Annotated in this window: 24 protein-coding genes, 1 pseudogene and 1 other annotated feature; of the genes and pseudogenes, 3 read left to right on the plus strand and 22 right to left on the minus strand. The window is 37.9% G+C overall.

Annotated elements, in window-relative coordinates:
* Positions 1-201 precede the first annotated feature (201 nt).
* From B5D30_RS00720 to B5D30_RS00745, 6 genes are all read right to left on the minus strand, one after another.
* Positions 202-1140 (minus strand): manganese-dependent inorganic pyrophosphatase, encoded by a 939-nt coding sequence (locus B5D30_RS00720; protein WP_078806101.1) that lies wholly within the window; start codon positions 1138-1140, stop codon positions 202-204.
* Positions 1141-1204: 64 nt separating this feature from the next.
* The gene (locus B5D30_RS00725) at positions 1205-2110 is read right to left on the minus strand and encodes an RluA family pseudouridine synthase (protein WP_078806102.1); all 906 of its coding nucleotides are present in this window, start codon (positions 2108-2110) and stop codon (positions 1205-1207) included.
* Entirely contained in the window at positions 2107-2568 is a 462-nt protein-coding gene (gene lspA / locus B5D30_RS00730; RefSeq protein WP_078806103.1) for a signal peptidase II, read from the minus strand. The genes B5D30_RS00725 and lspA overlap by 4 nt, the downstream gene beginning before the upstream one ends.
* A gap of 29 nt (positions 2569-2597) precedes the next feature.
* Positions 2598-3317, minus strand: coding sequence for a CBS domain-containing protein (locus B5D30_RS00735; protein WP_078806104.1), 720 nt, complete (start codon positions 3315-3317; stop codon positions 2598-2600).
* Between the two features lie 122 nt (positions 3318-3439).
* The gene (locus B5D30_RS00740) at positions 3440-3871 is read right to left on the minus strand and encodes a hypothetical protein (RefSeq protein WP_078806105.1); all 432 of its coding nucleotides are present in this window, start codon (positions 3869-3871) and stop codon (positions 3440-3442) included.
* Positions 3872-3944: 73 nt separating this feature from the next.
* Complete coding sequence (locus B5D30_RS00745) at positions 3945-4385, minus strand: CoA-binding protein (protein ID WP_078806106.1); 441 nt, start codon at positions 4383-4385, stop codon at positions 3945-3947.
* 220 nt (positions 4386-4605) lie between these two features.
* Between B5D30_RS00745 and plsY the strand changes: the two genes are divergently transcribed.
* Complete coding sequence (gene plsY, locus B5D30_RS00750; protein ID WP_078806107.1) at positions 4606-5256, plus strand: glycerol-3-phosphate 1-O-acyltransferase PlsY; 651 nt, start codon at positions 4606-4608, stop codon at positions 5254-5256.
* Between the two features lie 72 nt (positions 5257-5328).
* On the opposite strand, the gene B5D30_RS00755 is transcribed toward plsY, so the two are convergent.
* Positions 5329-5613, minus strand: a complete 285-nt coding sequence (locus tag B5D30_RS00755; protein WP_144399429.1) for a hypothetical protein — start codon at positions 5611-5613, stop codon at positions 5329-5331.
* A gap of 265 nt (positions 5614-5878) precedes the next feature.
* Entirely contained in the window at positions 5879-6313 is a 435-nt protein-coding gene (locus B5D30_RS00760; protein ID WP_078806109.1) for an EbsA family protein, read from the minus strand.
* 114 nt (positions 6314-6427) lie between these two features.
* Here B5D30_RS00760 and B5D30_RS00765 point away from each other — a divergent pair, with 114 nt between their 5' ends.
* A complete protein-coding gene (locus tag B5D30_RS00765; RefSeq protein ID WP_078806110.1) occupies positions 6428-6844 on the plus strand; it encodes a ribonuclease HI family protein in 417 nt (138 codons plus the stop codon).
* A gap of 36 nt (positions 6845-6880) precedes the next feature.
* On the opposite strand, the gene B5D30_RS00770 is transcribed toward B5D30_RS00765, so the two are convergent.
* The 13 genes from B5D30_RS00770 to B5D30_RS00825 form a co-directional block, all read right to left on the minus strand.
* The gene (locus B5D30_RS00770) at positions 6881-7318 is read right to left on the minus strand and encodes a hypothetical protein (RefSeq protein ID WP_078806111.1); all 438 of its coding nucleotides are present in this window, start codon (positions 7316-7318) and stop codon (positions 6881-6883) included.
* Between the two features lie 53 nt (positions 7319-7371).
* Entirely contained in the window at positions 7372-7560 is a 189-nt protein-coding gene (locus B5D30_RS00775) for a hypothetical protein (RefSeq protein ID WP_078806112.1), read from the minus strand.
* A gap of 220 nt (positions 7561-7780) precedes the next feature.
* A complete protein-coding gene (pheT, locus tag B5D30_RS00780; RefSeq protein ID WP_078806113.1) occupies positions 7781-10204 on the minus strand; it encodes a phenylalanine--tRNA ligase subunit beta in 2424 nt (807 codons plus the stop codon).
* Positions 10205-10265: 61 nt separating this feature from the next.
* A complete protein-coding gene (locus B5D30_RS14185) occupies positions 10266-10391 on the minus strand; it encodes a hypothetical protein (protein WP_268802082.1) in 126 nt (41 codons plus the stop codon).
* Positions 10392-10514: 123 nt separating this feature from the next.
* Positions 10515-11078, minus strand: coding sequence for a GNAT family N-acetyltransferase (locus B5D30_RS00785; RefSeq protein WP_078806114.1), 564 nt, complete (start codon positions 11076-11078; stop codon positions 10515-10517).
* A 32-nt stretch (positions 11079-11110) separates the two neighbouring features.
* Positions 11111-11851: a PDDEXK family nuclease gene (locus B5D30_RS00790; protein WP_078806115.1), complete on the minus strand. Its 741-nt coding sequence runs from the start codon at positions 11849-11851 to the stop codon at positions 11111-11113.
* Positions 11848-12831: a DNA (cytosine-5-)-methyltransferase gene (gene dcm / locus B5D30_RS00795; protein WP_200806691.1), complete on the minus strand. Its 984-nt coding sequence runs from the start codon at positions 12829-12831 to the stop codon at positions 11848-11850. The genes B5D30_RS00790 and dcm overlap by 4 nt, the downstream gene beginning before the upstream one ends.
* A gap of 58 nt (positions 12832-12889) precedes the next feature.
* Positions 12890-13924: a phenylalanine--tRNA ligase subunit alpha gene (gene pheS, locus B5D30_RS00800; protein WP_078806116.1), complete on the minus strand. Its 1035-nt coding sequence runs from the start codon at positions 13922-13924 to the stop codon at positions 12890-12892.
* Positions 13925-14145: 221 nt separating this feature from the next.
* Positions 14146-14340: a binding site (T-box leader), on the minus strand.
* A 176-nt stretch (positions 14341-14516) separates the two neighbouring features.
* Positions 14517-16643 (minus strand): peptidoglycan D,D-transpeptidase FtsI family protein, encoded by a 2127-nt coding sequence (locus B5D30_RS00805; protein ID WP_234984585.1) that lies wholly within the window; start codon positions 16641-16643, stop codon positions 14517-14519.
* 115 nt (positions 16644-16758) lie between these two features.
* Positions 16759-18702 carry a threonine--tRNA ligase gene (thrS, locus tag B5D30_RS00810; protein ID WP_078806117.1) on the minus strand — a complete coding sequence of 648 codons (1944 nt, stop codon included), beginning with the start codon at positions 18700-18702 and terminating at the stop codon, positions 16759-16761.
* Positions 18703-18993: 291 nt separating this feature from the next.
* Positions 18994-19956, minus strand: coding sequence for a thioredoxin-disulfide reductase (gene trxB, locus B5D30_RS00815; protein ID WP_078806118.1), 963 nt, complete (start codon positions 19954-19956; stop codon positions 18994-18996).
* A gap of 135 nt (positions 19957-20091) precedes the next feature.
* On the minus strand, positions 20092-20322 hold the full coding sequence (locus B5D30_RS00820; RefSeq protein WP_078806119.1) for a DUF4059 family protein: 231 nt from the start codon (positions 20320-20322) through the stop codon (positions 20092-20094).
* A 156-nt stretch (positions 20323-20478) separates the two neighbouring features.
* Positions 20479-21498, minus strand: coding sequence for a branched-chain amino acid aminotransferase (locus B5D30_RS00825; protein WP_078806120.1), 1020 nt, complete (start codon positions 21496-21498; stop codon positions 20479-20481).
* A 307-nt stretch (positions 21499-21805) separates the two neighbouring features.
* Here B5D30_RS00825 and B5D30_RS00830 point away from each other — a divergent pair, with 307 nt between their 5' ends.
* Positions 21806-22735, plus strand: a complete 930-nt coding sequence (locus tag B5D30_RS00830; RefSeq protein ID WP_078806121.1) for a mechanosensitive ion channel family protein — start codon at positions 21806-21808, stop codon at positions 22733-22735.
* 77 nt (positions 22736-22812) lie between these two features.
* On the opposite strand, the pseudogene B5D30_RS13355 reads toward B5D30_RS00830, so the two are convergent.
* Positions 22813-23048 (minus strand): annotated as a pseudogene (locus tag B5D30_RS13355) (IS4 family transposase); the annotation flags it as partial.

Consider the following 23048-nt stretch of genomic DNA (forward strand, 5'->3'; position numbering starts at 1 on the left):
CTTCTCCTTTGTACTTTTGAAAATCATTGATATTGATAATCATTCTCATTTATGTTTCCATTGTAACACAAACTGTATAAAAAAGTACACGGTTTTTTGAAGATTATTTGAAGTGGGATAAAAAAACACTAGTTTTTCCTTGAACAACGAAAAACTAGTGTTTTTTAGATCAAACGGAGATGTTAGAAATTTTCAGCCCCCCTACACTTTCCCAAACGCCTCTGTCAATTGAGGAACGACTTGTTTTTTACGTGACACTACGCCCTCAAGAAAAGCACGATTGTTTGCAAGCGTTGTGTTGAATGCTTTTTCAACAAGAGAACCATTTTGCCCAACATGAAGTAATTCAGAATTTGAATTGACAATATCTGTTACAACAAGTAGAAAATCGTCATACCCATTTGCCGCACTCGCACTTGTCATCGCACTCTCAAGTGCTGATTGTCTTGTCATTACTTCCTCAATGTCAACCGTGTTTACTTGAGCTACACGTACTGTTTTATCAGCAAGTGGGAAAGATTTTGCATCTAGGTCAATCAATTCTTCTTCTGATTTTGTTGAAAGATTGGTTCCTGCTTTTAGCATTTCCAAACCGTATTTTTCAAGTTCCACACCTGCAATCTCTGCAAGGTCTTTAGCAACTTGCAAATCTGTTGGATGTGTCGTTGGCGATTTGAGTAGCAACGTATCAGAAATCAAACCTGATAACAACATACCCGCAAGATTTTTAGGCAACGCAATACCAGTCTCTTTGAACATACGATAAACAATTGAAGAGGCACTTCCTACTGGTTCTGCACGATAAAAAAGTGGCTCTGCAGTTTGGAAGTTTGCAATACGGTGGTGGTCAACTACACCAAGAATACGCAATTCCTCAATATCTTCTATTGATTGCTGAAATTCATTGTGGTCTGTTAAAATAACCGTTTCAACACCTTCATCTTTCGCACGTTTCACCACTCGTGGTGCGGTTAAATCAAAGTAATTCAACGCAAATGCAGTTTCTTCATTTACTTCACCTAACGCTACTGCCTCTGTTGGTAAGTTATTTTCCTTTGCTTTCAAGTACGCAAAAGCCATTGATGAGGCGATTGCATCAGTGTCTGGGTTTTGATGTCCGAATACAAAAATTTTTGACATGATTGTCTTCCTTTCCAAATTCTTGAAGCTTTTCACTTCATTTTTTTCTTCTTCATTGTATCATTCATTGCATTTTCCGTAAACTCTCCAACGTTTCTTTGAAAATTTGTGGCTCGTCCACTTCAAACGTCATTCTCTCTCCTGTCGTTGGATGCGTAAAACCTAGAATTTTCGCATGGAGAAATTGCCCATGCCCTTTGAGTGTTTTTCTCGGAGCATAAATTGGATCTCCTGCAACGGCATGACCGATATAATTCATATGCACACGAATTTGGTGCGTTCTACCTGTTTCAAGTTTTAATTCGACAAGCGTATATTCGCCAAATCTTTCTAAGACAGTAAAATGTGTAATCGCAGGCTTTCCACCTTCTATGACCGCTTGTTTTTTTCTGTCCGTTTTATGCCGAGCAATCGGAGCCTCAATCGTTCCTTTTTCGTGCGGTATCACACCGTGGACAAGTGCAATGTATTTCCTTTCTGACGTATGATTTTTCAGCTGTTCAGCAAGTGATTCATGTGCCTTATCATTTTTGGCAATCATCAAAAGTCCACTTGTGTCTTTGTCAATTCGATGCACAATTCCGGGACGCACCACATCATTAATTGTAGATAAATCCTTGATATGATACATCAACGCATTAACTAGCGTGCCGCTTGTGTGGCTAGTCGCAGGGTGTACGACCATGCCTTGTGGCTTATTGATCACTGCCACATCCTCATCCTCGTAAACAATTTCTAGCGGAATATTTTCTGCCTGAATATCTAGCACTTCAGGAGTTGGCAAAGTAATTTCGATTTCATCCATATTTGCCACTTTATAGTTTGCTTTGACAATTTTTCCATTCGCCGTAACAAGTTCTTCTTTCAACCAATGTTGCACTTGTGAACGTGAATAGTCTGTGAAATTTTCAGCAATCACCTTGTCAATTCTTCCTTTTTGGTTCTTTACTTGAAATGTTAATTTTTTCATTTTTTAGCTTCCTTTTTTTCCTCTAAAAGTACATAGATAAAAATAATCCCTACACCAATTACCAAAAATGAATCTGCTATATTGAAAATTGGAAAATCAATAAAATCTGTTTGTAGCATATCTACCACATATCCTTGTTTTACACGGTCAATCAAATTCCCGAAACCACCTGCAATCACGAGTGTAAGTGCGATACTTAACAATTTGCTCTTCTTTACATTTTTCACTAAAAAGAAAATGGCAACGATCATCACAACGAGTGTCACAATATAGAAAAACCACATTTGCCCTTGCATAATGCTCCATGCTGCACCGTCATTTTTCGCATAAGTCAATGAAAAAACACCGTCAATCAATGTTTTTTCCTCACCGTAAGAAAAATTTTTGACAATCAAATATTTCACCAATTGATCCAAAGCAATTAGTGCCACACTTGTCAATAAATAAACTGCTATCATAATGTCTCCTTTGTCAAAAAAAACCGCTATTAAACAGAAGTTTTTGAGCTATTCTTGGCTTTTTTAAATAAATCATTTGGACGAATAATCCCTAAAATTTCTTCATTCCGTTCACCATGCTTGGTAATCAAAATCGCCTCTAAATTTGGCTCATTTTGAAATCGCTCAATACAAAAATCCGTTGGGAAATTGCTTGGAACGAAGGAAAATTTTGCTCTTTTTTCAGGACGTGCGAGCAAATCTGCTACTTGGTAGTGCGAAAAATCACTTTCTCCCGCACTAATACGCTCTGCTACCCAAAAACCAATCATTTTCAACGTCAAAAGCCCTTGAAATTCTTGATTTTTGACGACTGGATAAAGAGTAAATTTTTTCTTGGCAACAATTTCCAATAATTCGGAAATCGGAATTTCAGCATTGATGAGCGTAATTTTCTTGCGAAATCTCGGTAATACCCGCTCAGGATGCAGTAATTCATGCTCAATCGCTTCAATTCGTTCAACTGCCCAATCGTTCGGCTCAGCAATGACGAACGCCTCGTTTGTTTGGTCATGCACAATCGCATTTCTCAACTGAGCAAATTGAATGAGATCATTGGCGAATGGTGCCAAACGTAAATCTCGCCGTTTTTTCATATGCCCAACCAATGAAACAAACGGAATATTGATTGGATTGTCGCTTTTTTCAAGCAACCATTTATTGATTCGATTAAAACTAGACAGAAACCTGTCGCTATTTTTAACGGTCATATTTTTTCCATTCCTCTAAAATTTTTTCTTTTGTGAGTACAAAGTGTTGAAGTCTGGCGATGTTGATTGAAATGACTTGACAATCTTTATAATTCAAAACGCCCCACTTCGCTTTTCTTTTTTCAAAACACCTGTGAGTATTTTCTCAAGAGTTCAAACTCTTTTTCTACGTTTTCTTTGAAATCTAGGATTAAATTTTCATAGATAAATGATAAGTCTTCGTCACGTTGTCCAAAGCGGATAATGGCTTGGTAGTGGTACAAATATTTCGCTAAATAATACCCCCATAAATCAAAACTCAATAAGAACTCCATTGTCACCGCACCTGTGAGAAATTTTTTGTCCGCTAAATAATTCGGCATTAATTTTCTCACTAATACGTCGTTGGATTGCTTTTTCAGTTCAACCAAACGGAAGAAATCGCCAAATTCAATCCACCCCTTGTCTAAAAAATATTGCAAGGTTTCATCTATAAATTTACTTGTCAATCCAATCGACAAATAATAACTTTTCCATTCTTTTGTATTCAGCGAATCGCTATTACGGTAAATCAATTTTGTCGTCCTCTCTTGCTACGTGCTTGCTTAGCTCATTTATCATAGCATAAACTCAGAGAAATTTCCTGTTCTACTCGCTATTTTCTGCCCATTTCATGCGAAGTAGTTCGACTTTGGTACATCTATCCATGACAATTTTTTCTACACCAGCATTTTGCAAAATCTCTGCCGCCTCTTCCGAGAACAAGCCAGATTGTGACCAAAAAACATCCGCATCAATCTCAAGAAAATCACGTGCAACTTCTGGTAAAAATTCACTTCGTCTAAAAATATCCACAATATCAATATGTCCTGTAACATCTTGCAAGCGTGCCACCACTTTTTCACCTAAAATTTCTTTTCCTGCAAGCACTGGATTGACAGGAACAATCTCATAACCTGCCAATTGCAACTGCTCTGCAATTAAATAACTCGAGCGATTTGTCTTGTCACTCATCCCAACAATAGCGATACGCTTTGCTTTTTTCAAATAATCAAAAATAATCTTCTCCTCTGGATTGTGAAATTTCATTTCTTTACTTCCTTTCCACGCAAAAATCTGGTAAAATTTCTGAGCAAGCTCTTTTATATAGTATATAATTTTTTGGGCAGAAATGATAATGAAATATTTTAAGGAGTGTCCTTAAATGAAAATTTTTGTACGAGAGATTTTCTTATCAAAGTCAATAAACATGAAGTGAAAAAACAAAAAAGACTTCAATTGGTCTTTCGTTCACAGGAAGGAGAAAAACGTGGTTATTCCATTTTTATTATTACTCGCCTATCTCTTTGGCTCAATTCCAAGTGGTGTTTGGATTGGGAAAAAATTTTTTGATGTCGATATTCGCCAGTTTGGTTCTGGCAATATTGGTACCACCAATACTTTTCGTGTGCTAGGGAAACGTGCAGGTGTGGTTGTATTGCTTTGTGACATGTTCAAAGGAACACTTGCCACTCTTTTGCCTGTTGTATTTCATGTGAACAATATCTCACCAGTTGTTTTTGGGATTTTTGCGATTCTAGGGCATACTTTTTCTATTTTCGTCCGTTTCAAAGGCGGAAAAGCAGTCGCAACAAGTGCAGGAATGTTACTTGGTGTAGCACCAATGTTTTTTGTTTATGTTATGGTGATTTTTACCATTTCGCTCTTTTTGACAAGCATGGTGAGTTTCTCCTCGATTGCAGCTGCTGCTTTTGGATTTTTAGGTGTACTCCTTTTTCCAGTTTTCCATTGTCCGATTTTAGCAAACCGAGACTGGTTATTTACGGTTTTGATTGTGTTACTAGCACTCTTTATCGTCTTGCGACATCGTGAAAATATTGAACGAATGAAAAAACGAGAAGAAAATACAATTGGTTTTGGATTGAATTTGTTGAAAAACGGGAAAAAAGCGGAGAAATAAATCCCGCTTTTTTGCTTTTCTATTCTCAAGCCGCTTGTCTTCTCCATAAGAACGAGAATCAAAAATTTGTTTTCATTCTTCTTTTGTAAGTTGAAACTCTTTCTTTTCGTTTGTTGAAGTTCTTTTTTCAAACTCCATTCTTCCCTTTTCAGAAGGTTCGTTTTGTAAAATTTCCGACTTTGCGGGTAGTGTGTGTGGCTCTTGTTCTATCAAAACACCTGTAAATCGCCCTTGCTCTTGAACGATTGAGTCTGCTATTTTTCTTACTTCTTGTTTACTTGTCAAAGTATGGACAAAAGAGCCTGTGATAATTGCAAATAATCCGAGAAGTGTAATTATAATACTTTTTTTCATCATTTTCCTTTTCATTCCCCACGTTATAAAGATACCATTAAAATCATAACCTTATCTTTTTGGTGTGGCTATATAAAACCCGTTTATTCAGAAAAAAGAAAAAAACTGCCCTATTTTTTTATCAAAAACTAAAAAAGCTACTCTTTTGTTTACAAAAACAGACTTAAAGGTACCTCTAAAAACTCACGCTTACCCAAAATTGCTAGTTTTGGCTTAACCAGAGTTTTTAGAGGTACCCTTAACAAAAGTGTTCACACTATTTTCCTAACTAAAAATGTTCAATCTCTGTAATCTCTGCCTTAAATTCTTGCATTTCACGGATTGCCTCCATAAATGGCTCTTTGTGCCAACGTCTCATGTAAAAAATACGACCGTCTTTCCATTTTTCACAATATATCCTCACACCATGTGGGGCAATTTGAATGGCACGAATATCCGAAATTTTTACTCTCGCACGTTCTTTTTTGAACAAAGAAACGACAAATAACTCATCATTTTCAAAATAAAAATATCGATGAAAACCGATTGCCACGAAGAATAAAAAGACGAAAAATATCACAAACGTCAGCCAATAAACCTCCGTATTTTCCAATGTAAAAATCATACTAATGAAAAAAATAGTAAAGGTTGCTGACCAATACGTCACACTTGTCGTGAGATCTGGTTGCCAATGATAACGAATTTTCCCGAAAATTTTAATCATACTTCTCTTCCTTACGCTTTTGAGTGTGTAAAAAATAGTCTTACTACTCACTTTTTTCAAGTCAATGTGATAGAATTTTAACATAAAAGCATAAAAATAGAAAGTCAATTGAGTATGATAAAAATTTATGTAGATGCGGCAACGCATACAGAAAAGAAATTAAGTGGCGGTGGCATCGTTTTTATCGAGAACGGCAAACAAACGCAACACTCCTTTCCGCTTTACGCTACCAACAATCACGAGGCGGAATTTGAAGTGCTACTTCTCTCGCTAAAAATCTTACTAGAGCAAGAAAAAACAAACGAGAGCATTTTCCTTTTTTCCGATTCTAAAACGGTTGTTGCCTCGTTGGATAAAGGTTTTACTAAAAATCCTAGGTTTATTCCGTATTTAACGGAATTTTTAGAGCTAGAAAAAAACTTTTCCTTGCTGATCGTACAGTGGATTCCTGAAAATCAAAACAAAGGGGCAGACAATCTAGCTCGCCAAGGGTTGCAAAAAAGTTTAAAAATAAATAAAGGGCATCTCTAAAGACAAACTATAAAAAATAATGGACAGCCATACTTTTTACGGCAAATTCACCATTGGAAAATCCACTACTTCTCGTGCTTTTCCGTCAACATTCATCAAACCTGCAAAGTCGTGAAATGAAAAAATTACTTTGCCGAAAATATCCAAATCAGCTAAGTTTCGTCGCAATTTGACAATTGGCTGAATGGAAATTGCAGATAACGGAGTAAAAGTATAAATATCATGCACAACAGAGAGTTTCATGGAAACAATTTCCTCAGGTGCGTTCGCTACATTTCTCAAAAGAATAAAGCTCTCATCGGTCAAATGTGCTAAAATATCCGTCTCCGCACTAAACTCTACGGCAACTAGCACGTCGCCATTCGATGAATAAGGGTTGTCTGTTGTCGTTTTGACGGGCAAAAAAGTCAAATTCAGGTCATCTGTTGCATAATGCTCTGGCAATAATAAATCAAACGGGATAATTTTCCTCATAATTCCTCCAATAAATAAAGGGTACTCTTAAATTTAAAAGCACCCATTTTTTGTTATTTTTCTGCTTCGCTTTCGTAATCTAACCAATTTTCCAACAGCTCGGCAAAATTCTCATACATCACACGCTTGATACGTGCCACCTCTGCACGATGTTCTTCTTTGTTACGAACAAAAATTTCCTCGATTGTTTCTTGGTTTTTGGCAAGTTGATGCGTTCTTGCAATCATTTCTTCTCGTTTCATGTTGTTTCTCCTCGTCATTTTATTTGATACTCTTATTTTATCATAAGTAAGGGATTTCATGCTTAGATTTGCTGTAAAACTTTTTTAAGAGTAGAAAGTGTTGTTCCTCTTTGGATAGAGCATACATAAAAAAACTCACGATTTTCGGAAACCGTGAGTTTTTTTTATCTAGTTACAAATTGCAGACTTTTGATCGCTGTTTGCTTTTGTTAGGCGTGCCTTATCTTATTTCCGCACCAAACATTTCTTCTAATTTACTTGTGATTTTCTCCATAGCTGCGTTGATTTCTTCATCTGTCAACGTTGCTTCAGCATTTGAGAAGGTAAGCGAGTAGGCAAGTGATTTTTTACCTGCACCTAATTTTTCACCTGCAAACAAGTCGAATAAATGTACTTTTTTCAAGAAACGTGTCCCTACTTCAAAAATTGCTTGCGTAATTGCTTGATTGGTAATTTCTTCGTTTACCAAAAGAGCAATGTCACGTGTAACAAGTGGGAATTTCGAAATTGGCTCAAAAATTGTTTGCTCCATTGTCACAACTTCTGCAAGTACATCAAGATTTAGCTCGCAGACGTAAACTTCTGGCAAATCATAGCTTTTCGCAAGATTTGGGTGAACTTGTCCGATAAAGCCAATTTCTTGATTGTCTAGCAAAATTTTCGCCGTTCTTCCAGCGTGCAAATCATCACTCGTTTTCCATGCGACATAAGAAATTTTTTCAGCGACACCAATTGCTTGGAAAAATCCTTCTAAAATGCCTTTTGCTGTGAAGAAATCTACTTTTTCCACTTGAGTTTGCCAATCTTTTGTTACTCTTAGTCCACTCAAGGCAAAGGAAAGATGATCGATTTCTTTTGGTAAATGAAGTTTCGGATCTTGATTATTTTCAAATACTCTACCTATTTCATAAAACGCTAAATCGCTATTTTTGCGTGCAATGTTATAGCTCAAATTATCCAAAAGACCACTGACCAAACTCTGACGTAGGCTGGTGCGTTCTTCGGTCATTGGCCAATCCAAATGTGTGATATTGCTTGCTTTTTCCGTAAACTGCTGGGCTTTTTCCTCCGTTGTCAAAGCATAGGAAACAATTTCTTGTAATCCATATCCTTCAAGGATTTTTTGCACGTTTCGCACAAATTTTTGTTTTGCAGAAAGTCCACTATTTGCGTCCGTTCCTTGTGGCAAGGTAGACGGTAAGTTGTCATAGCCGTAAATACGAGCGACTTCCTCAACAATATCTGCTTCAATCGAAATATCCCAACGACGTGGTGGAATTTTAACGGAAAAGTCCCCTTCTAAATCACGATATTCAAACCCAAGTCGATCAAAAATCTTCTCTACTTCTTCTTTGTGAAGTGATGTACCAAGTGAACGATTGATTTTTTCTAGCGTAATGCCAACAATCACTTCTTCTGGTGTCCGCTCACTTCCTGTTGCCACACCACTTACGACCACTCCACCAGAAAGCTCCGCAATCATAGCAGCTGCCACATCACAGGCAAGAGATACGGTTGCTTTATTAATTCCTTTTTCAAAACGAAGAGACGACTCACTACGAAGATTGAACGCTTTACTTGCTTGGCGAATAAGTTGAGGGTCAAACAACGCTGCCTCAAGAGCAACAGTGGTGCTAGACTCATCAATTTCTGTATTTTCTCCGCCCATTACTCCAGCTAACGCAACAGGCTTGCCTCCGCTTGTGATCACAAGGTGTTCACTTGCAAGTTTGCGTTCTTCACCGTCAAGTGTTCTCAACATTTCTTCTGCGTTCGCACGGCGAATAAAGATTTCTTTTGCGTTTAATTTGTCATAATCAAACGCATGAAGTGGCTGACCGAAGTAAAGCAAGATGAAATTTGTCACATCTACTACGTTATTTATCGGACGAATCCCCTCGCTCATCAAGCGATTTTGTAGCCAAAGTGGGCTTGGAGCAATTTTAACGTTTTTAATCACACGCATTTTGTAGGTTGGTGTATCTTGTTCGTTTTCTACTTTGATTGAAATATAGTTTTCAACTGTATCATTTTCATCTTCTTTCGGCAATTGATCCGCAAAATTTGGTGTTTTGCCAACAATCGCACCGACTTCATACGCTACACCACGCATAGAAAGAGCATCTGCTCTGTTTGGCGTGATAGATAGCTCGATAATGGCATCATCCATATCCAAATACTCAAAAACAGGTTTCCCTACTTCTGCATTTTCTGGCAAGTAATAAATGCCGTCCGCATATTCTTTTGGCACAACAGAATCAGAAAAACCAATTTCTGTAAGGGAGCAAATCATACCAAGAGATACTTCCCCACGAATTTTCCCTTTTTTAATCTTGTAATTCCCTGCAATTCTCGCACTAGGAAGTGCGACAATGACCTTGATACCGCTCTTTACATTGGGAGCACCGCAAACGATTTGGTAAAGCTCACTCTCTCCGACATCTACTTGGCAAATGCTCAAATGGTCACTATCTGGATGTGGCACACATTCGAGAACATTCCCGACAACAATTTTCTTTAACCCCTCACTTTTTACTTCGATACCCTCTACTTCGATTCCAGTAAGAGACATCTTATCCGCCAACTCTTGCGGAGTTAAGTCGTAATCGACTAATTCTTTTAACCATTTGGTTGATACTAACATTTGTTTTCACCTTTCTTTTTCGCTCTACAAGGGCAAGTGTTTGGCAACTGTTCGCAAACACCTATACGCCCCTCTTCGCTTTTCGTTGTCTAGCTACGTAGTGCTGAATTTTGGTCGCTGTTCGCAATGCCACCTGAAGCTCTGCTTCAGGCAAGTAAATGGCATGGCTCACTGCGACAAAATTCAATACGCACTACTCCGCTTTTCGTTTTGTCTAGCTACGAGTGGCAGGTGTTTGGCAACTGTTCGCAACGTCGCTCGAAACTTGCGTTTCGAGTATATGAACGACGTGGCTCACTGTTGCAAACACCTATACGCCCCTCTTCGCTTTTCGTTTCCATTCATTTTTTGTTTTTTCGTAAATTAAGCAGTCGTGGAATTGTTTGTTGTGAAAAATTTCTTCTTTTAATTCGCCGACTAAGCGATAGTTATTTGCAGTGATTACGTGCTTAGAATTTTTATTTTCTATATCATGTTTGATAAGTAATTTGTTCAATTCTGTTTCTGTAAAGACATATTCTTCTATCGTTTTTAGAGCTGTTGACATAATGCCTCGCCCTGTATAGTCTTTGTCAAGCCAATAGCCCACTTCTCCTCGTTTGTTCAACTGGTCTATCGCATGAACATCAATCATACCTACCAATCTCTCTTGATAGAAAATATTAAAAACAATCACATTCCCTTTTCCAAATTCTTCTAGCTGACTTACTTGAAAATTTTCACTATCTTCTATTTCCCTCGTAAATTCCGTCCAGAAAAACCATTGATTAAAAATCTCACGATTGTTCTCGATAACTTCAAATACTTCTCTCCCGTATTTTTTATTCGGGAGTTTTAGGGTGAGGTCTTGGGTTTTGGTGGTTATTTTTAGCATGGGTGCCTCCTTGTGTTATGTTGAACAATTAGTTAAATTTCAAATAATTCGGTGGGATCTATCTTGAATTGTAGCATATTAGCTGTTTCTCTACCGTTGTCTCCACCTTTTCTTTGCATGGTTATTTTTCCTATTCTTAGGCTTCCTCTTGGTGTGATTTCAACTTCACCTATATAAAATCCCATCACTTCATTAATATTTTTCAAAACCCAACGTGCATTATCTTCTACCTTTTGAGCCACCAATACCCATTCAGCTGAAAATTCTCCCCGTCCTCTTAAAATATCGCTAACAACTAATGTTTTATTTTCAGTAAACCAAGTTAAAATTCTTTCCTGTTCTTCAATGGTAAATTCCGTCAAAAACATTCTGCGTTCATCTTTTATTCCTTTTTTATAAGGTGAAATTTCTCCTGTAAAATACTGTAATAGCTTTAAAATTTCTTCTGGAAATTTCCACATTTCTTGATAATTTCTTACCCAACGCTTATCTACTTGATTAAATCCTTTTTTATTACTTACAAGTTTTACTTGTATATTTTCTATGTCTAATGCTTGTTTCATTTGTATTTGTACTTTACAGTTTAAATCTGCTTTATAACCACTTAAAACAATAGCTTTAACTGACGATATTTCAGAAAGTTTATACCCCATTATCGTAAGCCATTTTTTTGCCTCATCATCACTTTGCCAATGGTTAAATTTTTCAGCAATCTCTCTTTCATTCTTAAATCCATTTCTTGCTGTCTGCGAACCTAACTCCTCTAAATTCATTCAATTGCCTCCAACATTCTTTTCGTTACAAATTCCATAACGTTCACCGTCATAGCATTACCGACTTGTGAAAGTAATTTATTAGTGCCTATTTTGTTATTTTTAGCAAGTTGAATAATTTCTTTTGGAAATCCTTGCAGTGCCATTCCTTCATAAGCCGATATTTTTACAAATTTCTTATCTCGAACATAGAGAATACCATGACGACCATTTCGGAGAGTTGGTACCTTTCCTTCATATAACCTTAAATCGCTTTGTCTAGTATCTAATACCAAATAATCATTTTTAAGTAAATCTGAAATGTTATATTTTCCTTTATTATACTTATTGTTTAAATATCTAAGAAAAGTTTCGTTATCCTCTGATAAATAATGTCGGTTCTCCTCATCTAAAAACTCTTTTAAATCAACTCGTTTTACTTCATGTAGCCAATTCATTTGACGTTTTTTTAGATATTTTTTTATACCAACGATATAAATTCTCTCACGCATTTGAGGAACCCCAAAGTCTACACTATTTAATACTTGGTACTCAACATCATAATCTAATTCTTTTAACATATTTAAAATAATTTTCAATGTCCGTCCTTTATCATGATTTACAAGCCCTTTTACATTTTCAAAAATAAAGCACGGAATGTTTTTTTCTTTTAATATTTTTACTAATCCCGTTATTACAAGACCTCGTTCATCCTCAAATCCCTGTCGTTTCCCAACAATCGAAAATGTTTGACAAGGAAAACCAGAAACCAAAACATCAAAATCTGGTAAACTATCAGAATTAATTTCCATCAAATCGCCAAAATTAGAACCATCTTGAAAAAACAACTGATAGTTTTCATCAACTGCTTGATTAATCTCTGAATGACCTACGCAAAACAATCCTGCTCTTGCCAATCCCAAACGTCCACCACCAATTCCAGAACAAAAATCCATAAATTTCAATGGTTCCTTTTCAAACAATGTCATTTGTTCTTGCATTTGTGTTCCTCCCTAGCTATTTTCATAGTTTGCTGCTTTTCTTCCTTCAAATCATTTCCTAAAACTGCCCCAAAAACCTCTTATCATTCTGATAAAACCCACGAATATCATTTACGCCGTAACGCAACATCGCAAAACGTTCTTGACCTAAACCAAAAGCAAAACCGCTATATACTTCTGGGTCAATGCCACTCATGCTCAACACATCAGGGTGCACCATACCTGCACCTAGCACTTCAATCCAACCTGTTTGCTTGCAGACATTACAACCACTCCCACCACATTTGAAACAAGAAACATCTACCTCAACACTTGGCTCTGTAAACGGGAAAAAGCTAGGACGTAAGCGAATCGTGCGTTCATTGCCAAAATACTTCTTAATCACCGTCTCAAGTGTTCCTTTTAAATCGCTCATGGTAATACTTTTATCAATCACAAGTCCTTCAATCTGATGAAATTGATGTGAATGAGTCGCATCATCTGTATCACGACGGAACACTTTTCCCGGACTAATCATCTTCAAGCCACCTTTTGAAAAATCATGTTGCTCCATTGTACGGGCTTGAACAGGGCTTGTATGCGTGCGAAGTAAAATCTCTTCACTAATGTAAAACGTATCTTGCATATCACGTGCAGGGTGATTTTTCGGCAAATTCATTCGCTCAAAATTATAATGATCGCTCTCCACCTCGAAACCTTCCACGACTTGATAGCCTAGCGAAATAAAAATATCCTCAATTTCTTGACGTGTTTGAGTCAGCACGTGGCGAGTACCCGTTGCGACTTGTTTGCCCGAAAGCGTCACGTCAATCGCCTCACTTGCTAGAGACAGCTCCAGTGCTTTTTGTTCTAACTCTACTTTTTTCGCCTCAATCGCCTCTGTCAATTCATCACGAACTGTATTTGCAATTTGCCCGACTTCTTTTTTCTCCTCAATGGACAATTCTTTCATCCCACGAAGTGCTTGGGTAATCGGTCCTTTTTTACCAAGAGCATTCACACGAATGTCATTTAATCCTTTTAAATCAGTTGCTTGTGCAATCAGTGCCTGTGTTTCCTCTTGAACTTTTTGTAATTCTTCTTTCAAACTCATGCTACTCTCCTTATGTTTTTTATTTTATGGGCTCCTCTAAAAACTCCGCTTAAGACTAAATTAGCTAGTTTTTCGATTTTCGAGAAAATCGACGAAAGCTATGTGGTTCATAGGTTGAGGAGATTGACAAAGAAAATCGGAAAACTAGCAATTTAGGATAAGTGCGAGTTTTTAGAGGTGCCCTTATCTTGTTGATACAAAAAAACGCAAGCCAACGCTCCAAAAGGAACGATTGTCTCGCGGTACCATCCTAGATTATCGGCAAATTTGCCAATCTCTCAATAAGTGTAACGGTCTCCACCGAGGTCAAACCCCACTCCAAAAGCGAATTCGCCACATTTCCATAAGAAGCTCCCAGCAACGCTCCTCTCTCTAAAATAGAAAATTATGGGTACTACTCTTTTTCACGTTTTCTTATGGTATTTTAGAGGTTTTTTTGGCGTTTGTCAAGGGGGAGGAGGTATGCACCGAAATCTTCGTTTGACTAAAAGATTATATATGGACACCTCTAAAAACTCTGTTTAAATCAAAATTAGTAATTTTGAGCAAATGCGAGTTTTTAGAGGTAGCCTTTATCCCAATCTCTTCAACATCAATCTAAAGTTTTCCCTTTAGAATAATACATATCATAATAAGCATTGACAATTTCATTGGTAATATACATTTGTTGTTTGCCCTTATAGTCGGTTAATTGCGGGAACAATAGTCCGATTGCAATTTCAGGTTTGTCGCTTGGGGCATATGCCACGACATTGGAGTTTACCCCCATTTGTCCGTTCGGTAGAGCTTTTTCGGCAGTACCTGTTTTGGCTGAAATACTCAGTTTTGCAGCTCGCATTTCTAGCCCAGTTGTGTAGGCGTCATTTCCGTGAACTACGTCATAAAATCCGTTTTGAATAATCGACATCTGCTCTGGTGTAATCGGCACTTTTTCGACTACTTTTGGTTCAATTGTTTTCACTAATTCTCCTAAAGCACCATTATCTGTGTTGGCATATACTCCTTGCACCACGTGCGGTTGCAGACGATTTCCGCCATTCGCTACCGTTGAAGCGTAAGTGGCAAGTTGCAAGGCAGTGTAAGTATCATATTGTCCGAAAGATAAGTCGAGCAATTTCCCCATAACGTCTGGTAAATTCATGTCCTGAGTAACAATCCCTGTCGGCTCATTCGGCAAATCAATTCCTGTTTTAATCCCCATTCCGTATTGAGCATATGCTTTTCTAAGTTCACCGTAGACTTTTGCACGTGCATCATAATTTAACGTCATATCAGGATAATATTCTTGTCCAAGCATACGAATAGTAATTTTCATCATATAGTCATTTGAAGAAAGCTCTAGTGCTTGTTGAGCTGAGATATAACGATTATTGTTTCCTGTCGGGTTGAACACAGAGGCTTTTAACGGTGTACCTGCAATTTTTATCGGTGTATCTTGGATAACATCATTGCCTGTAATCACACCAGTTTCATAACCAGCCGTAAGCGTAGCACCTTTGACAACTGACCCCGGTTCTGTTGGGTTCAACATGGCAGCTAATGTATTCGTTTTTAGCTCTCCGTCTTTATAATCTAGTCCCACCATTGCAAGCACACTGCCTGTATTAGGATTCATCACCACCATATACGTTCCGGGAGAATAAATAGCTTTCCCTTGTTGCACCGCCTGTTTGAAATACTTCTCAGCGATTTCTTCGACTTTTTTCTGGAAAGCCATGTCAATCGTCAGCTTTAAGTTGTCCCCTTTTTTTCCTTCTGTTACAACTTCTTGTTTAATAACCGTGCCGTCTTGTTTTGTTACGACTTCACTTTTCGTTGGTTTCCCTTGTAAAACGTCCTCGTACTGTTGTTCAAGATAACTCGTTCCCACTCGGTCGTTTCGCTCGTACCCTTTATCCAGATATTCCTGCAAATGTTCCGCAGGTAAACCAGTCGTTTCTGTCGAAACCGTGCCTAAAATGTCACGAAGAGAATCTGCGTGTTCATAATTTCTATCCCACGTTGTACCTGTGGCGATTCCTTCAAGATTGGCTTCATTTTCGCCAATCACCGCAACATCTTTTGTCGAAATATCATCACTCGTCACCGTCACCGTGTTGTATTGCGAGGCTTGGTTCATCTTTTTATAGACAAACGCCGCAGCATCCCCCTCTTCACCGAGAGAGACTTTTTCCTCTGGTGTAACTTTTTCTACTTCACTTGCATAAATTTCTGCCTCTGTTTTCGCATTTCCATTGGCATCTTTTAAATCAAAATCATTCAGGCGAGCATAGACATTTCGTAAATTCGTTTGATCGGACAAAAAGAAATCCGCTCTATCACGATCTGTTAATCCTTTCGGCTCAATTTTCACCAATTTCACCAAACGAAGGGCGATTTCACGCATACTTTGTGCAGAAATGTTTTGTCCTCGTGTATAAGTAATGGACGGTTTTGCTACATTTGTAACAAGCGGTTTTCCTGTGGCATCATAAATCTGCCCTCTAGCACTTGTCATTCTAACCGTTGAACGATTGGATTTTTCTATTTTTGCCATATACACGTCCTTTTCCATGACCTGCATATATCCCAAACGAACAATAAGGGCGACAAATAAAACAAAAATAATCAAAAACAAGATATTCAATCGAAGTGGAATATGACTACGCCGAGATTTTTTTTCTTTTGGTTGTTCATTCGACTTCATATTGTTCAAGGTGTCTGATAATTTATTTTTCACGATAACTCTCCCGATAATCTTTTTATAAGTTCTCTTTATTATAAAGAACTTTCCCGAAATAAAAAAGTGGCAATCATAAAATTTGCCACTTTTTTAGGAAATTTAAAAACTCCCCTTAATCCTCACGTGAAAAATTCGCCACTTCTTTCACGATTTTTTCCACAAATTCTTCTAGCGTGAACACATTGGTTTCTTTTGAACCATAACGGCGAACATTTACTGCTCCGTCTTCTACTTCTTTATCACCTACGACAATTTGATAAGGGATTTTATGTGTTTGACTTTCACGAATTTTATACCCCATTTTCTCATTGCGTTCATCTACTACCACACGAAGTCCACGTGTATCCAGAGCTTCTTTTACTTTGTACGCATAATCTGCATGAGCGTCATTTGAAACAGGGATAATCGTTGCCTGCGTTGGTGCAAGCCATGTTGGAAATGCTCCTTTGTAGATTTCTGTCAAATATGCGACAAAACGCTCCATTGTTGAGACAATTCCTCTATGGATAACAACTGGGCGATGTGTATTTTCACCATCTTCTCCCACATAAGTCAAATCAAAACGCTCTGGCAATAGAAAATCTAGCTGAATGGTAGAAAGAGTTTCTTCATTTCCAAGAGCTGTTTTTACTTGCACGTCAAGTTTCGGTCCGTAAAATGCAGCCTCACCGTCTGCTTCAAAATAATCCAACTCCAACTCATCCATTGCAGCTTTCAACATTGCTTGTGCATTTTCCCACATTGCGTCATCATCGTAATATTTATGTGTATCTTCTGGATCACGATAACTCAAACGGAAACGATAATCTGTAATCTCAAAATCCTTGTAAACAGCCATCATCAACTCAAGTGTACGTTTAAATTCTTCTTTGATTTGATCTGGACGAACAAATGTATGCCCGTCGTTCAACGTCATTTCACGCACACGCTGAAGTCCACTTAACGCTCCACTTTTTTCGTAACGGTGCATCATACCAAGCTCCGCAATGCGAATTGGTAACTCACGATACGAACGAATATCATTTTTATACACCATCATGTGATGTGGGCAGTTCATTGGACGAAGAACGAGCATTTCACCGTCTCCCATGTCCATTGGCGGAAACATATCTTCATGATAATGATCCCAATGTCCACTCGTTTTATACAAATTCACATCTGCCATAATCGGTGTGTAAACGTGCTGGTAACCAAGTGAAATTTCTTTATCCGTAATATAACGCTCAATCGTACGGCGAATCGTTGCACCATTTGGCAACCAAAATGGAAGACCGCTCCCTACTTCTTGTGATACCATAAACAAATCAAGCTCTTTTCCGATTTTACGGTGGTCACGTTCTTTACGCTCTGCTAACATTTGAAGATGAGCTTTGAGTTCTTTCTTATCAAAGAATGCAGTTCCATACACACGTTGCATCATGTTATTGTCACTATTTCCACGCCAATAAGCTCCTGCAACATTGAGCAATTTAAATATTTGAATACGTCCTGTACTTGGCACGTGTGGTCCACGGCACAAATCAACATACTCACCTTGCGTATAAATCGTAAGCCCTCCTTCATCATCAGAATGTTCTTCGATTAATTCTAATTTGTAAGGGTCATGTGCAAAAATTTCTTTTGCTTCAGCTTTCGTCACTTCACGACGAACAGAAGGAAAATTTTCTTTGACAATTTTCATCATTTCTTCTTCAATACGCGGCAAATCCTCGTCACGTACTTGTCCTGTCTCGTTGTCCGTATCATAATAAAATCCGCCCTCAATTGCAGGCCCTACTCCTAGGTGAATTTCAGGGAACAAGCGTTTCATCGCCTGAGCCATCAAATGTGCCGTGGAATGACGTAAAATAGAAAGTGCATCCTCATGATCTGGTGTTACAATTTCAAGTGTGCCGTCCACATCAAGCGGCAATGTTGTATCAATCAATTTACCATTGAATTTTCCTGCCAATGCTTTTTTCGCAAGAGAATTAGAAATACTTTGAGCAATATCGAAAACTGTAACATTTGTTTCATATTCACGAACTGCTCCGTCTGGGAATGTAATGTGAATCATAATTTTTCTCCTTTATTGAACTTCATTTTTATTGACTTTAAGTAGCACTCATCAAAAAAGCCCTAAATACACGTATTCAACGCATATTTAGGACGATTAATCGTGGTTCCACCTAAATTTTGAAGCGAATGCTTCCTCATTATGCATAACGCTGCAACTGCGTTTGCGTTCTACGCAAATGGCTCGAAGCTGGTAAATGAATCGCACTCATAGTAAGTCTCAGCACCCTTACCTCTCTGTAACAAGCTCTCAATTCATTCATGTTCTTCAAATCCGTCATATTGTTTTTATTTAATCATGATTTTGTTTTTTTTGCAAGGGAAATGAGGGGGTATCTTCCCCAATCTCCTGCAAATACAAATAAATCTGTTGTCCTGCAATGCCGCCTTCGCCTACTGCGGTTGTGATTTGGCGTAGTGTTTTTTCTCGGACATCACCGATTGCGAAAATGCCTTCAATTGAAGTTTTCATCTCGTTATCTGTTGGAATCCAGCCGTTTGAATTAGTTAAACCAAGTTTGCGGAATGGTTCACTTAGAGGGTCAAGTCCTACATAGATAAATACGCCCCCCGCTGAAATTTCCGTTGTTTCTTCGGTTTTCACGTTTTTTACCACAACACTTTCAACTTTCATCTCATTGCCCTTGATTTCTTCAACTACGCTATCCCAAATAAATTCGATTTTTTCATTGGCAAATGCTCTATCTTGAATTATCTTTTGAGCTCGCAATTCATCTCGGCGATGTACGATTGTGACTTTTGAAGCAAATTGAGTCAAATAAATCGCTTCTTCGACTGCTGAATCTCCGCCACCTACAACGATTAGCTCACGATTGCGGAAAAATGCTCCGTCACAAACAGCACAATAACTCACGCCACGACCAGAATATTCTTCTTCACCTTTGACATTCAAATGGCGATGTGCTGCTCCTGTTGCGATAACGATTGATTTCGTTTCAAAACGATTTTCCTCGGTTACAACCGTTTTTGTTTTCCCATTGTCAAGAATGTCAACGACTATGCCATAAGCATTTTCCGTGCCAAATTTTTCAAGTGGTTCGTACATTTTAAACGCAAGTTCTGGTCCCATGATTGAGTCAAAACCCGGATAATTTTCAATTTCTGCGGTGTTGTTCATTTGCCCACCCGGAGCTCCACGCTCAAGCAACAAAACTTTTAAATTACTACGTGAAGCGTAAAGAGCAGCGGTCATTCCTGCTGGTCCTGCACCTATTACAATTACATCGTATAACATTTCTATTCCTCCGTAATCATCAACGATTTTTAACGATAGTTTATGTTATCATTTCTTACGAATAAAAAACAAGTGGATTGCTCATGAAAATAAGCGAGCCAAACATTTTTCTCTCTAAAAAATGTTTCAGCCCACTTATGCTAGATTGCGAACTTTTAAAATGAACGTAAAAGCTAAAATAGAAAAAGCTAAAATAGGGCTGGTCAAAATATTTATTAATAGCATTTCCGTCAAATAGCTCTTGGCTGTCGGCATGGTTTTAAATTTATGGAGTGCGGCGAATGGAAGACCAATAATTGTCAAAACAAACTCAAAAAGTATTGCAATCAACAATGATTGAAGATAAATATCCACTAATTGCTCCATTCAGCCACCTCCTCATTTATGAGCATCTCTAAAAAACTCACGGTTAACCAGAGTGTTTAGAGATACCTTTATTCTATTAGCTTTAGTTTGCCACAAATAAGAAAATTTGTGAACTGTTTTTATTAAATTTTCTATTCAAAATGGAAAAAAGTTAAATTACACTTCAAAAATCCAACCTTCTGGTGCTGCTACATCGCCAAATTGAATACCGACAAGCTCGTCGTATAATTTTTTCGTAATCGGCCCTACTTCGTCCTCAGAATAGAAAACGTGTTTTTTATCCTTTAGTTGAATGGCACCAATTGGTGAAATAATTGCCCCTGTACCACAAGCTCCCGCCTCAGAAAATTTGTCCAATTCGTCAATGAAAACATCTCCTTCTGTCGCTTTTAGCCCTAAACGATGTTCTGCTAAATATAACAAAGAATATTTCGTGATACTTGGCAAAATAGACGGTGATTTAGGCGTGATAAACTCTCCGTTTTTTGTAATACCGAAGAAATTTGCCGCTCCAACTTCTTCAATTTTTGTATGTGTTTGCGGATCTAAGTAAATCACATCTGAAAAATGGTTGTCTTTTGCATATTTTCCCGGCAATAAACTTGCTGCATAGTTGCCACCTACTTTTGTTGCTCCTGTACCGAAAGGTGCCGCTCTATCATAGTCAAAACTTGCCACAAAATTCGTTGGTGCAAGTCCTCCTTTAAAGTAATTACCTACTGGTGTGGCAAAAACAGTGAAAAGATATTCTTGTGCTGGTTGCACACCGATAATGTCGCCTATTCCAATCAAAAGTGGCCGTAGATAAAGCGTTGCTTTTGATTCATAAGGAGGCACATATTCTTCATTTGCACGCACGACTTGTTTACAAGCATCAATAAATTTTTCAACTGGAACTTCTGGCATAAGCAAACGTTTGGCAGAATTGTTCAAGCGTTTTGCATTTTCATCTACACGAAAAAGCTGAACGTTTCCTTTTTTTGTACGGTAGGCTTTCAACCCTTCAAAGCATTGCTGTCCGTAATGCAACGCAGGGGAGGACTCTGAAATGGATAACTGATTGTCCCCGCTCAACTCGCCTTCATCCCATTTTCCGTCTTTCCACCTAGAAATATAGCGAAAAGGCAATTTGTGATAATGAAATCCTATGTTTTCCCAATCTAAATTTACAACCATATTAAAACTCTCCTTTGTCTAGCTACAAGGCATGGAACTCTGGCAACGATTCACAACGTCGCAGACTTCAGACCACCTTGAGTGCTTTTCTTTTTTTCTGTCGCTAAATTCGTTTGTGTTTTTTGTAGAAAATTCTTTCAATTCCAAGAAAGCTACAAACCACACACAATCAGTATAAGAAACCAATTTTTTTATAAAGATTACCTCTATAATATCAAATTTTTTCATGAAATACATACTTCAAGTCAAAGAATAGGGTATAATTTTAAATAAATATTCGTTTATGGTTAAAAGAGAGGAAAATTTTATGAACGTTATTCATTTTTTTGTTGCTACAACAACTTCTAGCACGCCGTCAACTGAAGTTGAAGAGCAAGTTTCTAAGCGTGTAGGAGCTTTGCAAAAATTTTGGGAAAGTATCCGTTGGGACGATTTGGTGGCAACAGTTGTAACAAAAGCAGTGAGTGTGTTGCTTTTCCTTGTGTTATTCGCTATTCTTTACAAAATCGGTAGAATATTTATCAACCGAGCGTACCGAGCCTATGGCAAGAGAATTGGGGTCAATGAAGTAAGAGCGACAACGCTTCAAAGGCTAATTGACAATGTTTTCCAGTATTCCATGCTTTTTCTATTTATTTATACGCTCCTGTGGATTATTGGTGTGCCTGTTGCTTCACTTTTGACTGGTGCAGGAATTGCAGGATTGGCTATCGGACTTGGTGCTCAAGGGTTTATGAATGATTTGATTACAGGATTTTTCATCATTGTCGAGCAACAGCTAGATGTTGGCGACCATATCAAACTTGCAGGGCTAAATATTGACGGTGTGGTGGTACAAGTAGGGATTCGTACGACAAAGTTAAAAGGGCTTGACGGTGCTATTCATTATATCCCCAACCGCAATATTACCACGATTACAAACCTTTCACGCTCAGATATTCGTGTGGTAGTTGATACAAGAATTAATCTTGACGAAGGAATAGACAATATTTTGCCGATTATTCAACAAACAACAGATACGCTCGCTGAAAAATTTCACACCTATTTGCAAACTACTCCGAATGTTTTTGGCTTAGTTGACTTAGGCAACGGAAATTATGCTATTCGTGTTTCAATGTACGTCATCAACGGCGAACAATTCCGTATTAACGAGGCATTTGTCGCCGAATACATCCGAGCAATGACCGACGCCGGCTTCACCATACCAAATAACCCAATCCCCCCAATGAATAAATAACTATAACTTGAACCACCCAAACCACCCTACGCCCCTTGCTACACCAACATTAACCAAAGAAAAACTCACTCAATCAACTACCAAAATACTCTTTGATAATTTTTGGGAAGTTGGCTGAGAAATTCACTGATGATGTTATTTAATGTTTCGTCATCTAAAACCAATTCATCGGCAGATATTTTTTTGAACAGTTCGATGAGTTGCTTGAACGCCACTACAAAAGAGAGGTCAGATAATTCATCGACCATCAAATAAAACAAGTCGCCAATGGAACGGTTGTCTATTTCTTCCCGTTGTTTTAGTGCAAGCAAGG

The sequence above is a fragment of the Pilibacter termitis genome (genome assembly GCF_900167335.1).
Classification (GTDB): domain Bacteria; phylum Bacillota; class Bacilli; order Lactobacillales; family Streptococcaceae; genus Pilibacter; species Pilibacter termitis.

Excerpts from the sequence above, each read along its gene's own strand:
- B5D30_RS00785 (WP_078806114.1), bottom strand. The coding sequence starts at position 11,078 with ATGCTAAAAATAACCACCAAAACCCAAGACCTCACCCTAAAACTCCCG.
- B5D30_RS00720 (WP_078806101.1), bottom strand. The coding sequence starts at position 1,140 with ATGTCAAAAATTTTTGTATTCGGACATCAAAACCCAGACACTGATGCA.
- B5D30_RS00825 (WP_078806120.1), bottom strand. The coding sequence starts at position 21,498 with ATGGTTGTAAATTTAGATTGGGAAAACATAGGATTTCATTATCACAAA.
- pheS (WP_078806116.1), bottom strand. The coding sequence starts at position 13,924 with ATGAGTTTGAAAGAAGAATTACAAAAAGTTCAAGAGGAAACACAGGCA.
- thrS (WP_078806117.1), bottom strand. The coding sequence starts at position 18,702 with ATGATTCACATTACATTCCCAGACGGAGCAGTTCGTGAATATGAAACA.
- B5D30_RS00755 (WP_144399429.1), bottom strand. The coding sequence starts at position 5,613 with ATGATGAAAAAAAGTATTATAATTACACTTCTCGGATTATTTGCAATT.
- B5D30_RS00830 (WP_078806121.1), top strand. The coding sequence starts at position 21,806 with ATGAACGTTATTCATTTTTTTGTTGCTACAACAACTTCTAGCACGCCG.
- B5D30_RS00735 (WP_078806104.1), bottom strand. The coding sequence starts at position 3,317 with ATGACCGTTAAAAATAGCGACAGGTTTCTGTCTAGTTTTAATCGAATC.
- B5D30_RS00790 (WP_078806115.1), bottom strand. The coding sequence starts at position 11,851 with ATGAATTTAGAGGAGTTAGGTTCGCAGACAGCAAGAAATGGATTTAAG.
- B5D30_RS00770 (WP_078806111.1), bottom strand. The coding sequence starts at position 7,318 with ATGAGGAAAATTATCCCGTTTGATTTATTATTGCCAGAGCATTATGCA.
- B5D30_RS00775 (WP_078806112.1), bottom strand. The coding sequence starts at position 7,560 with ATGAAACGAGAAGAAATGATTGCAAGAACGCATCAACTTGCCAAAAAC.
- B5D30_RS00725 (WP_078806102.1), bottom strand. The coding sequence starts at position 2,110 with ATGAAAAAATTAACATTTCAAGTAAAGAACCAAAAAGGAAGAATTGAC.
- B5D30_RS00745 (WP_078806106.1), bottom strand. The coding sequence starts at position 4,385 with ATGAAATTTCACAATCCAGAGGAGAAGATTATTTTTGATTATTTGAAA.
- B5D30_RS00760 (WP_078806109.1), bottom strand. The coding sequence starts at position 6,313 with ATGATTAAAATTTTCGGGAAAATTCGTTATCATTGGCAACCAGATCTC.
- B5D30_RS00765 (WP_078806110.1), top strand. The coding sequence starts at position 6,428 with ATGATAAAAATTTATGTAGATGCGGCAACGCATACAGAAAAGAAATTA.
- pheT (WP_078806113.1), bottom strand. The coding sequence starts at position 10,204 with ATGTTAGTATCAACCAAATGGTTAAAAGAATTAGTCGATTACGACTTA.
- trxB (WP_078806118.1), bottom strand. The coding sequence starts at position 19,956 with ATGTTATACGATGTAATTGTAATAGGTGCAGGACCAGCAGGAATGACC.
- lspA (WP_078806103.1), bottom strand. The coding sequence starts at position 2,568 with ATGATAGCAGTTTATTTATTGACAAGTGTGGCACTAATTGCTTTGGAT.
- dcm (WP_200806691.1), bottom strand. The coding sequence starts at position 12,831 with ATGCAAGAACAAATGACATTGTTTGAAAAGGAACCATTGAAATTTATG.
- B5D30_RS00820 (WP_078806119.1), bottom strand. The coding sequence starts at position 20,322 with ATGGAGCAATTAGTGGATATTTATCTTCAATCATTGTTGATTGCAATA.